The organism is Pseudoduganella sp. OTU4001 (assembly GCF_038440195.1).
In the GTDB taxonomy this organism is placed as follows: Bacteria; Pseudomonadota; Gammaproteobacteria; order Burkholderiales; family Burkholderiaceae_D; genus Rugamonas.
On record NZ_JASATG010000064.1, the window covers coordinates 1 to 10,473 of the forward strand.

The window sequence follows — 10,473 nt, forward strand, 5'->3', positions numbered from 1 at the left end:
CGGGCCGGCGCCGCCGCGCGCCGCGCCGGGGGCGCCGCGGCGCGGCCCGGCATGGGACTGCGCCGGACTGTGGTCGAAGCGCGACAGCGGCGCCGCCATCTGCGCCAGCACGGCCGGCGCGCCGGCAAACCCCATCCATCCACACATCCCGCCCATAGCGTTCCCTTCCGCTTACACGAAGACTTCCAGCGCTGCCGGATGGCTCAGGAAAGCCGCCGGACTGGCTGTGGCGCCATAGGCGCCCGATTGCAATACCACCACCAGGTCGCCCGCTTGCGCCTGGCCCAGTTCCATCTGGTCGGCCAGCAGGTCGAGCGGGGTGCACAGCGGGCCGACCACCGAGGCCAGTTCGCGCGGGCCGCCCGCCACCTTGTTGCCGATCACCACCGGGTAATTCTTGCGGATCACCTGGCCGAAGTTGCCGGAGGCCGACAGGTGGTGGTGCAGGCCGCCGTCGGTCACCAGGAACACCTGGCCGCGCGACTCCTTGCGGTCAACCACCCGGCATACATAGGCGCCGGCCTCGCCCACCAGGTAGCGGCCCAGCTCGATCACCACTTGCGCGCCCTGCAGGCGCGGCCGGACCTCATCGAGGATGCGCGCCAGGTTGGCGCCGACGGCCGGCAGGTCAAGCCGCTCCTCGCCCGGGAAATACGGGATGCCGAAGCCGCCGCCGATATTCAGGATGCGCGGCGCGCGCGGCGCCGCCTCGGCCAGGCGCAGCGCCAGCGCAAAGGTCTTTTCATGGGCTTCCTGCAGCGCCGCCACCTTCAAATTCTGCGAGCCGCTGAAAATGTGGAAGCCGTGGAAGTCCAGCCCCAGCGCGCCGATGCGCGCCAGCATGGCCGGCACCTTCTCGGCGTCGACGCCGAACTGCTTGGGGCCGCCGCCCATTTTCATGCCGGACGATTTCAGCTCGAAGTCCGGGTTCACCCGCACATTGACTTTCGGCACGATGCCGAGGCGCTGGCCGATCACGGCGGCGCGCTCCAGCTCGCCTTCCGATTCCAGGTTCAGCACGATGCCGGCGGCAATCGCGCAGGACAGCTCGGCCTCGCCCTTGCCGGGGCCGGCAAAGCTGATCAGGGCCGGGTCCATCACGGTATCGAGCGCCACCCGCAGCTCGCCGCCGGACGCCACATCGAGGCCGTCGACCAGGGTTGCCATATGCTGCACCACGGCCGGCATCGGGTTGGCCTTCATGGCGTAATGCAGGTGCACCTCGGCCGGCAGCGCGGCGCGCAGCTCGGCCACGCGGGCCGTCATGGCGGCGCGCGAGTAGGCGTAGAACGGGGTCTGGCCGACCCGGGCTGCCAGACGCGGCAGCGGGATGCCGCCGATCAGCAGGCAGTCGTCCTCGACCGCGAATTGCAGCAGCGGCGCGTGCTGCGGGCGGGCGCGCGGGGTGTCCATGCTCATGCGCCCTCCGCGAAGGCGTCCTGGTACTGGGTCGACAGCAGCTTGCGGTCGATCTTGCCGTTCGGGTTGCGCGGCAGGCTGGCCTCGGCAATGATGACCTTCTGCGGCAGCATATAAGCCGGCAGGTGCGGTTTCAGCGCCGCCAGCAAGTCGGAGGCGGTCAGCGCCACGCCGTCGCGCGGCAGCGCCACCAGCACGATGGCCTGGCCCAGCGCCGGATGCGCCACGCCCAGCGCGGCCGCCTCGGCCACCGCATCGCGCGCATACACCACTTCCTCCACCTCGGTCGGCGAGACGCGGTAGCCGGAAGTCTTGATCATTTCATCGTTGCGGCTGATGAAGTAGAGGAAGCCTTCCTCATCCTTGCGCACCGTGTCGCCCGACCACACCGCCAGCTCCGGCAGCGGCAGGCCGTACTGCAGGGCGCCGATCGGCTTGAAGCGTTCGGCGGTCTTGGCCGGGTCGTTCCAGTAGCCGAGCGAGACCAGGGCGCCGCGGTGCACCAGCTCGCCCGGTTCGCCCGGCGCGCATTCGGAACCGTCCGGGCGCAGCACCATCACTTCGGCATTCGGGATCGCCTTGCCCATCGAATCGGGACGGCGCTCCAGTTCTTCCGGCGGCAGGAAAGTGCTGCGGAAGGCTTCGGTCAAGCCGTACATCAGGAACGGTTTGGCATTCGGCAGCGCGGCGCGCAGCGCGTCCAGGGTCGGGCGCTGCATGGCGCCGCCGGAATTGGTCAGGTAGCGCAGGGTGCAATCGGCCGGCCAGGGCAGCGGCGCCAGCTGGATCCACAGCGGCGGCACGGCAGCCAGGCCGGTGATTTTTTCCGCCACCACGGCATTCAGCACGTCGCGCGGCAGCAGGTGGTTGATCAGGACGGCAGTCGCGCCGGCGTGGAACGCCGTGGTCAGCTGGCTCAGGCCGTAGTCGAAGGACAGCGGCAGCACGGCCAGCAGGCGGTCGTCCGGGGTATTGCCGAGGTAGCTGGCCACGCTGGCGGCGCCGGCCACCATATTCCGGTGCGACAGCACCACGCCTTTCGGCTTGCCGGTGCTGCCCGAGGTGTACAGGATGGCGGCCATGTCGCCGTCGATGGCGCGGTGCGGCGTCCAATGGGCCGGGGCGGCCGCCAGCGCCGCCTCCCAGCCGGTGACGGCGGCGCCGGCCAGCGCCGGCGGCGTGGCCTGGCCGACCACGATCACGTCGCGCAGGTCGCGGCAATGGGCCAGCGCATCCTGCAGCAGGCGCAGGCGGTCGACCGAGGTCACCAGCACGCGCACATTGCAGTCGGCCAGGATGTAGGCCACCTGTTCCGGCTTCAGCAAGGGGTTGATCGGCACGAACACGCCGCCGGCGGCGGCGGCGCCGAACATGGCGGCCACGTTCTCGACATTCTTTTCCATGTAGACCGCGACCCGCTCGCCGCGCGCCAGGCCGCGCGCCAGCAGGGCGCCGGCGCTGCGCCGCACCAGGGCGGCCAGGGCGGCATAGTCGAGGCGCTGGGCGCCGTAGACCAGCGCTTCGGCGGCGGGGCTGCGCTGCGCCGAACGGAACAGCAGGTCGTGAATCAGGTCGCTCATGGGAATTCCAGATTAGGGCAGGGGCGGCAGGCCCGACTGTGCAATATTAGCATTTTACAATTGCGCAACTCCGCAAAGCCACAATATTTGCTGCCGAAAAAGCAACAAGCGTGACAAATTTGCCATCGATTGTGTTTTAATTAAGCCCCACCGCCGCGCCCGCTTACGGCGGGGTTATACTTGTTTGACCGCCATTCTTGAAGCGACCGCCGGCATGGGCAATTCTACCGTTTCCAACCTCGACGACAACGCATCCGCCGCGGCGGCCCCTGTGCCAGCCTGGCCGCCGGCGCAGCTGCCGACCAGCCCGGTACTTTCGCTGGCCTCCTTCGGCCACGCCAGCGCGCCCGCCGTGCCATCCATCCTCGACGCTCCCGAGCGCCGCTATGTCACCAGCGGCCGCGTGGCCATTGCGCTGGCGCTGCGCCAGGCCGGCGTGCAGCCGGGCGATGCGGTGCTGGTGCCGGCCTACCACTGCGCCTCGATGGTCGAGCCCGTGATCTGGGCCGGCGCCACCCCGGTGTTCTACCGCATCAAGGCCGACACCGCGGTCGACCTGGACGACGTGGCCGGCAAGCTGGACGGCCGCTGCAAGCTGCTGATGGCCACCAATTACTTCGGCTTCCCGCAGGATTTGCCGGCCTTGCGCGCTTTTTGCGATGCGCACGGCCTGCAGCTGCTGGAAGACTGCGCGCACGCCTTCCTCGGTTCGGTGGGCGGACGCCCGCTGGGCAGCTGGGGCGATTACGCGATTGCCTCCAGCATGAAATTCTTCCCGCTGTACGAGGGCGGCTGCCTGGTGTCGGCGCGCCACCCGCTGGCCACTGTACAGCTGCAGTCGGCCGGCGCCGGCTTTGAAATCAAATCCATGTTGAATACGCTGGAAAGCGGCTGGGGCTATGGCCGCATGCCCGTGCTGCGCGCCCTGAGCTGGGCGCCGCTGCAGCTCAAAGCGGTGCTGTGGCGCCTGCTCAAGGCGCGCCGCAGGGCCGACGCCGCGCCGCTGGCGCCCGGCTCCTCGGACGGCGGCTTCAGTTTCGACCCGCGCTGGCTGGACAAGCGCTCCTCGCTGATGTCGCGCCTGATGCTGCGCCTGGTGTCGCGCCGCCGCATGGGCGCGCTGCGCCGCCGCCACTACCAGCAGCTGCAGAACGCCCTGGGCCAGCTGCCCGGCTGCCAGCCGCTGTTCGCGCAACTGCCCGACGGCGTCTACCCCTGGGTCTTCCCGCTCAAGGTGGAGCAGCCGCAGGCGCTGTTCCGCACCCTCAAGTCGCGCGGCGTGCCGGTGGTGCGCTTTGGCGAATTCCTGTGGCCGGGGGTCGACGCCAGCGTCTGCGCCAACAGCGTGACCTTATCGCGCCAGGTGCTGCAACTGCCCTGCCACCAGGAGTTGCGCGCCAGCGAGCTGGCCTGGATGATCGCGCAAGTGCGCAGCGCCGTGGAGGCCAGCGCCGCATGAAATGGACCCTCTTGCCGGCCAGCGCCCTGGCCGACCACGCCGACGCCTGGCGCAGCTTCAACGCCGCCACCGCCGCCACCCCGCTGCTGGAACCGGAATTCGTGCTGCCCCTGCTGGCCTGCTTCGGCGACGGCAGCGAACTGCTGGCGATCGGCCGCCAGCACGACAAGATCATCGCCATGGGCATCCTGGCGCGCAGCCAGCGCGGCGGCTGGGCCACCTTCCAGCCGTCGCAGGCCCCGCTCAGCCTGTGGATGCACGCGCCGCTGCCGCCGCTCGAAGAGGTGCTGGCCAGCCTGCTGCGCGCCCTGCCCGGCTGGCCGCTCATGCTCAGCCTGACCCAGCGCGACCCGCAGCTGGAAGTGCGGCCGCCGGCCGCCGCCACGCTCGGCACCGACGACTATATCCGCACCGCCCGCATCACCCTGGCCGGCAGCTTTGCCGATTACTGGGCCGCGCGCGGCAAGAACCTGCGCAGCAACCTGAAAAAGCAGCGCTCCCGGCTGGACAAGGAAGGCACGGCCACCCGCCTCAGCGCCAGCCGCGCGCCGGAACAGATGGCGGCCGCCATCGCCGACTACGGGCGGCTGGAAAGCGCCGGCTGGAAAGCCGGCCGCGGCACCGCCGTGCACCCGGACAACGCCCAGGGCCGCTTCTACCAGGGCATGCTGGAAGGCTTTGCCCGCCGCGGCGCGGCCTGCGTCTACCGCTACCACTTCGGCGAACAGCTGGTGGCGATGGACCTGTGCATCGAGGGCCACGGCTGCCTGATCGTGCTGAAAACCACCTATGACGAGAGTGTGCCGTCCAGCCTGTCGCCCACCATGCTGATGCGCGAAGAATGCGTGCAGCAATTGTTTGACGAGCAGCGTTTCGCCCGCCTGGAGTTCTATGGCAAGGTGATGGAATGGCATACGCGCTGGACCGAGGAAATCCGGACCATGTACCATGTCAACCTTTATCGTTGGCCCGGGATGTTGTCGATGCACAACCTGGTCCGCAACCGCCATGCGCTGGCGGCCCGGCTGCGTGCCCGTTTGGGCGGCGCGCGCCCGGCGCCGCCCGTGGCGGAACACCCAACCACGGAGTAATCAATGCTGTACTTGCAAGAAGTCAAAACCATCCTCACCGACGTGCTCGCCCTGGGTCCGGCCGGCCAGCACCTGGAAGCCGATTCCGCCCTGCTGGGCAGCCTGCCGGAACTCGATTCGATGGCGGTGGTACAGCTGATCGGTGCGCTGGAGGAGCAATTCGGCTTCACCGTCGACGATGACGAAATCAGCGCCGCCACCTTCGCCACCCTGGGCAGCCTGGCCAGCTTCGTCCAGTACAAGCTGACCGCATGATGCCTGACGCCGCACCGCAAGCCCTGTTTCTCGCGCACGGTGCGGCGGCACGCTTCGCTCTCTACCATGCGCCGGCGGCGCCCTGCCGCGGCGCCTGGCTCTACCTGCACCCGTTTGCCGAGGAAATGAACAAGGCGCGCCGCATGGCCGCCTTGCAGGCGGCTGCGCTGGCGGCGCAGGGCTGGGCCGTGCTGCAGCTCGATCTGCACGGCTGCGGCGACAGCGCCGGCGATTTCGGCGAGGCCAGCTGGGATAGCTGGCGCGCCGACGTGGCGCTCGGCCTGGACTGGCTGCAAGAGACCCTGGGCACGCAACTGCCGCAGGCGCCCGGCCTGTGGGGCCTGCGCCTGGGCGCCTTGCTGGCGCTCGACTATGCGCAGCACCCGGCCGGCCTGGCGCCGTCGCGCCTGCTGCTGTGGCAGCCGGTGCTGCAAGGCGCGGCCCACCTGACCCAGTTCCTGCGCCTGCAATTGGCGGCGCAGATGCTGGGCGAGGGCGGCCCCGAAGGCGGCACGGCGGCACTGCGCGCCACCCTGGCGGCCGGCACGCCGCTGGAAATCGCCGGCTATGCATTGAACCCGGCCCTGGCCCTGGCGCTGGACGGCCTGGACGGCACGCGCCAGGCGCCGCCCTGCCCGGTCCATTGGCTGGAAGTGGTGGCCGAGGCCGGACGTCCCCTGTCGCCCGCCGCCCAGCGCGTGGCGCGCCAGTGGCAGGAAGCCGGCGCCAGCGTGCTGACCGCCAGCGCGCCCGGCCCGCAATTCTGGGCCACCCAGGAAATCGCCGAAGCGCCAGCCCTGCTGCAAGCCACCACCGCCGTGCTGGAGGAGGCCTGCCATGCTTGACGAACAGGCGCTGACCTTCGGCTGCCAGGGCGAGACCCTGGTCGGCATCCTCAGTCCGGCGGCCGCACCGGCCGCGCGCGGCGTGCTGATCGTGGTGGGCGGGCCGCAATACCGCGCCGGCAGCCACCGCCAGTTCGCCCTGCTGGCGCGCGCGCTGGCGGCACGCGGCATTCCCACCCTGCGCTTCGACTACCGCAGCATCGGCGACAGCAGCGGCGCGCCGCGCACCTATGAGGCGGTGCAGGACGACCTGCGCTGCGCCATCGACGCCTTCCAGGCCGCCGTGCCGGGTCTGCGCGAGGTGGTGCTGTGGGGTTTGTGCGACGCCGCCGCCGCCGCCCTGTTCTACGGCCACCGCGACCCGCGCGTGGCCGGCCTGGTGCTGCTCAACCCGTGGGCGCGCAGCGCCGCCGGCCTGGCGCGCGCCACCCTGCGCCACTATTACTGGGCGCGCCTGCGCGACCCGGCGCTGTGGCGCAAGCTGGCGCGCGGCCAGTTCGCGCTGGGCGCCAGCCTGCGTTCGCTGTTCGGCCAGTTGGGCGCCGCACGCCAGGCCGCTGCGGCGCCCGCCAGCCCCGCGCAGCCGGCGGCAGCCGCGCCAGCGGCCCTGCCGCGCGACGGCAGCGCGCCCCCTTTGACCCCCGACCTGCACCCGCGCCTGCTCGATGGCATGCAGCGCTTCCGCGGCCGGGTCCTGTTCATTTTCAGTGGCGCCGACCTGACGGCGCAGGAGTTCCTCGACATGTGCAAGGCTTCGCGTCCCTGGCGGCGCATGCTGGCTGCGCCCACGGTGCAGCAGCACACGCTGGCCGCGGCCGACCATACCTTCTCGCGCCGCGCCTGGCGCGACCAGGTCGCCGACTGGACTGCCGACTGGGTGGCCGCATGGTGAAGCGCGTCCTGATGGTGGCGTTCCACTTCCCGCCGCTGCGCGGCAGCAGCGGCATCCAGCGCACCCTGAAATTCGTGCAATACCTGCCCACGCTGGGCTGGCAGCCGCTGGTGCTGTCGGCCCACCCGCGCGCCTACGCCAACCAGGGACCGGACCAGATGGGCGAGATCCCGCCCGGCACCGTGGTCGCGCGCGCCTGGGCGCTCGATGCGGCGCGCCACCTGTCCTGGCGCGGCCGCTACGTGGGCTGGACCGCCCTGCCCGACCGCTTCGCCAGCTGGACCCTGGGCGCGCTGCCGGCCGCCCTCGGCCTGGTGCGCCGCCACCGGCCGCAAGTGATCTGGAGCACCTTCCCGATTGCCAGCGCCACCCTGATCGGCCTGCTGCTGCACAAGCTGACCGGGCTGCCGTGGATTGCCGATTTCCGCGACCCGATGACCGATGACGGCTATCCGGAACACCCGCGCGTGTGGCGGGTCTGGCGCTGGATCGAACGCCAGGCCGTGCGCCAGGCGGCGCATGTGGTGTGCACCACGCCGGGCGCGGTGGTGACCTACCGCACCCGCTATCCGGAGATCCCGGCCGAACGCTTCGTGGTGATCGAAAACGGCTACGACGAAGAGAATTTCCGCGACGCCAGCCAGGCCGCGCCGCAGGCGGCGCCCGGCCAGCCGCTGACCCTGGTGCATAGCGGCATCATCTACCCGTCCGAACGCGACCCGGTGCCCCTGTTCCGCGCGCTGGCCGAACTCAAGGCCGAGGGCGCCATCGACGCGGCGCGCCTGCAGATCCGCCTGCGCGCCACCGCGCACGACGAGTATGTCGGCAAGCTGCTGGCCGAGCACGGCATCAGCGACCTGGTGCACCTGGCGCCGCATATCGCCTACCGCGCCGCGCTGGCCGAAATGCTGAGCGCCGACGGCTTGCTGGTGCTGCAGGCCAGCAATTGCAACCACCAGATCCCGGCCAAGCTATACGAGTACCTGCGCGCCGGACGCCCGATCCTGGCCCTGACCGATGCCGCCGGCGACACCGCCGCCGCCTTGCGCGCGGCCGGCGTCGACACCATTGCGCCGCTGGACGACAAGGACGGCATCAAACGCGGCCTGCTGCAGTTCCTGGCGCTGGCCGCCGCCGGCCAGGCGCCGCTGCCAGGCGCCGCCGCCGTGGCCGGCGCCACGCGGCGGGCCCGCGCCACCCAACTGGCCGAGCTGCTCGACAGCCTGCTGCCGCAATCGCAACGCGCACCGGCCGCCCTCGCCGGCCCTACGGAGGAAGCATGAGATATCCAGCCCTGATTGTCGCCTGTGCCTGGCTGTGCGCCGCCGCCAGCGCCGCCGCCAAGCCCTATTGCGGCGACCTCAATACCCGCTCGGGGTACGGCCCCTTCGACTACCGCACCGCCAGCCAGGTCAACAAGGACCTGGTGGAGGGCGCCCACCTGACCGACGATGTGCGGCGTGGCATCAAGGGCAGTTCGGGCCAGATCGGCGCCGACTTGCAATACACGCTGGTGATCTTCCCCAACCATCCGCAAGCGCTGAACACGCTCATCATGCTGGCCGCGCGCGCGCCCGGCAAGCCTATCTCGGGCATGACTTACCCGATCGAATGCTGGTTCGAGCGGGCGGTCCGCTTCCAGCCCGACGATGCCAGCGCATGGACCCTGTTCGCCAACTATTTGTATGGCATCGGCCAGGGCGAACGCGGCATGCCGATGCTGCAGAAAGCGGCCGAACTCGATCCGGACAACCCGTCGATCAATTACAACCTGGGCCTGGCCTATGCCAAGCAGCGCCAGTACGACAAGGCGCTGCCGTATGCGCATAAGGCGTACCAGCAAGGCTTTCCGCTGCCGGGCCTGAAACAGCTGCTGGTCAGCGCCAAGAAGTGGACCGACCCGCCAGCGCTGCCAGCGCCGGCCGAGGACGCGGACCCGCAGCCGGCAGCCGCGGCGCCGACGCAGCAGCCATGATGCGCCTGCTCGGACGCCGCGCGGCGGCATTGGCCGCGCTGGCGGCGCTGCTGGCGGCCGCCAGCGTGTACCCGGCGCCGCCGCTGCTGCTGGCGCTGCTGCTCGGCGGCTATATGGCTTTGCTGCTGTGGAAGCCGGAAGCCTGGCTGGTGGCCGTGCCGGCCCTGCTGCCGGTGCTCGACTTCGCGCCCTGGACCGGCTGGTTCTTCCTGGAAGAGCTGGACTTGCTGCTGCTGGCCACCTGCGCCGCCGGCTACTGGCGCCTGGGACGCGCGCGCGCGCCGACCAAGCTGCCGGGCGGCGCGCGCTTCGCGCTGGGCCTGTTCGTGCTGTGCTACCTGGTGGCGGCCTGGCGCGGCGTCATGCCGCTGGCCCCGCTCGACGCCAATTCCTTTGCCAGCTACAGCAGCCCCTACAACGGCCTGCGCGTGCTGAAAGGCGTGCTGTGGCCGCTGCTGCTGCTGCCGCTGCTGCGCGCCACCGCCGGCGAGCAGGGCGCCAACCTGCGGCGCCTGCTGGTGCCGGGCATGCTGCTGGGCCTGACCGCCTGCAGCCTGGCCGTGGTGTGGGAACGCCTGGCCTTCCCCGGCCTGTTCAATTTCTCCAGCGACTACCGCCCCACCGCACCGTTTTCCGCCATGCACACCGGCGGCGCCGCGCTCGACGCCTACCTGGCGATGGCCTTCCCCTTCGTCACGCTGTGGCTGGTCAACCACCCGCCGCCGCGCCGCCTGGCGCTGGCCCTGGCCTGCCTGGCGGCCGGCCTGTTTGCCGGCCTGACCACTTTCTCGCGCGATATCTACCTGGCCTATGCCGCCGCCGGCGGCGTGATCGCCTTCGTCGGCGCCGCCCACCACCTGAAAGGCGGCACGCTGTCGGCGCGCACCATGGGCGCTTCGCTGCTGCTGCTGGCCCTGACCTACTGGGTGCTGACCCAGATGTTCGGCAGCGGCGGCT

At 70.7% G+C, this 10,473-nt stretch carries 9 protein-coding genes and 1 pseudogene; 8 read left to right on the forward strand and 2 right to left on the reverse strand.

The window, feature by feature from the left end:
- Nucleotides 1-171: 171 nt before the first annotated feature.
- Nucleotides 172-1,419: a pyridoxal-dependent decarboxylase, exosortase A system-associated gene (locus AAHE99_RS26425; protein WP_342120934.1), complete on the reverse strand. Its 1,248-nt coding sequence runs from the start codon at nucleotides 1,417-1,419 to the stop codon at nucleotides 172-174.
- Nucleotides 1,416-2,999, reverse strand: a complete 1,584-nt coding sequence (locus tag AAHE99_RS26430; RefSeq protein WP_342120935.1) for an acyl-CoA ligase (AMP-forming), exosortase A system-associated — start codon at nucleotides 2,997-2,999, stop codon at nucleotides 1,416-1,418. The genes AAHE99_RS26425 and AAHE99_RS26430 overlap by 4 nt, the downstream gene beginning before the upstream one ends.
- 214 nt (nucleotides 3,000-3,213) lie before the next feature.
- Here AAHE99_RS26430 and AAHE99_RS26435 point away from each other — a divergent pair, with 214 nt between their 5' ends.
- The 8 genes and pseudogenes from AAHE99_RS26435 to AAHE99_RS26470 all read left to right on the forward strand — a co-directional run.
- Nucleotides 3,214-4,458 (forward strand): aminotransferase class I/II-fold pyridoxal phosphate-dependent enzyme, encoded by a 1,245-nt coding sequence (locus AAHE99_RS26435; RefSeq protein ID WP_342120936.1) that lies wholly within the window; start codon nucleotides 3,214-3,216, stop codon nucleotides 4,456-4,458.
- On the forward strand, nucleotides 4,455-5,549 hold the full coding sequence (locus AAHE99_RS26440; protein WP_342120937.1) for a GNAT family N-acetyltransferase: 1,095 nt from the start codon (nucleotides 4,455-4,457) through the stop codon (nucleotides 5,547-5,549). Before AAHE99_RS26435 ends, AAHE99_RS26440 begins: the two co-directional genes overlap by 4 nt.
- Nucleotides 5,550-5,552: 3 nt before the next feature.
- Nucleotides 5,553-5,804, forward strand: a complete 252-nt coding sequence (locus AAHE99_RS26445) for an acyl carrier protein (protein ID WP_342120938.1) — start codon at nucleotides 5,553-5,555, stop codon at nucleotides 5,802-5,804.
- A complete protein-coding gene (locus tag AAHE99_RS26450; RefSeq protein WP_342120939.1) occupies nucleotides 5,801-6,649 on the forward strand; it encodes a hydrolase 2, exosortase A system-associated in 849 nt (282 codons plus the stop codon). The genes AAHE99_RS26445 and AAHE99_RS26450 overlap by 4 nt, the downstream gene beginning before the upstream one ends.
- Nucleotides 6,642-7,541 (forward strand): hydrolase 1, exosortase A system-associated, encoded by a 900-nt coding sequence (locus tag AAHE99_RS26455; protein ID WP_342120940.1) that lies wholly within the window; start codon nucleotides 6,642-6,644, stop codon nucleotides 7,539-7,541. The genes AAHE99_RS26450 and AAHE99_RS26455 overlap by 8 nt, the downstream gene beginning before the upstream one ends.
- Entirely contained in the window at nucleotides 7,535-8,824 is a 1,290-nt protein-coding gene (locus AAHE99_RS26460) for a glycosyltransferase (RefSeq protein ID WP_342120941.1), read from the forward strand. Before AAHE99_RS26455 ends, AAHE99_RS26460 begins: the two co-directional genes overlap by 7 nt.
- Nucleotides 8,821-9,516 (forward strand): tetratricopeptide repeat protein, encoded by a 696-nt coding sequence (locus tag AAHE99_RS26465; protein ID WP_342120942.1) that lies wholly within the window; start codon nucleotides 8,821-8,823, stop codon nucleotides 9,514-9,516. Before AAHE99_RS26460 ends, AAHE99_RS26465 begins: the two co-directional genes overlap by 4 nt.
- Nucleotides 9,513-10,473 (forward strand): annotated as a pseudogene (locus tag AAHE99_RS26470) (hypothetical protein); the annotation flags it as partial. The gene AAHE99_RS26465 and the pseudogene AAHE99_RS26470, both read left to right, overlap by 4 nt.

Excerpts from the sequence above, each read along its gene's own strand:
- AAHE99_RS26430 (WP_342120935.1), bottom strand. The coding sequence starts at position 2,999 with ATGAGCGACCTGATTCACGACCTGCTGTTCCGTTCGGCGCAGCGCAGC.
- AAHE99_RS26450 (WP_342120939.1), top strand. The coding sequence starts at position 5,801 with ATGATGCCTGACGCCGCACCGCAAGCCCTGTTTCTCGCGCACGGTGCG.
- AAHE99_RS26465 (WP_342120942.1), top strand. The coding sequence starts at position 8,821 with ATGAGATATCCAGCCCTGATTGTCGCCTGTGCCTGGCTGTGCGCCGCC.
- AAHE99_RS26440 (WP_342120937.1), top strand. The coding sequence starts at position 4,455 with ATGAAATGGACCCTCTTGCCGGCCAGCGCCCTGGCCGACCACGCCGAC.
- AAHE99_RS26445 (WP_342120938.1), top strand. The coding sequence starts at position 5,553 with ATGCTGTACTTGCAAGAAGTCAAAACCATCCTCACCGACGTGCTCGCC.
- AAHE99_RS26455 (WP_342120940.1), top strand. The coding sequence starts at position 6,642 with ATGCTTGACGAACAGGCGCTGACCTTCGGCTGCCAGGGCGAGACCCTG.
- AAHE99_RS26460 (WP_342120941.1), top strand. The coding sequence starts at position 7,535 with ATGGTGAAGCGCGTCCTGATGGTGGCGTTCCACTTCCCGCCGCTGCGC.
- AAHE99_RS26425 (WP_342120934.1), bottom strand. The coding sequence starts at position 1,419 with ATGAGCATGGACACCCCGCGCGCCCGCCCGCAGCACGCGCCGCTGCTG.
- AAHE99_RS26435 (WP_342120936.1), top strand. The coding sequence starts at position 3,214 with ATGGGCAATTCTACCGTTTCCAACCTCGACGACAACGCATCCGCCGCG.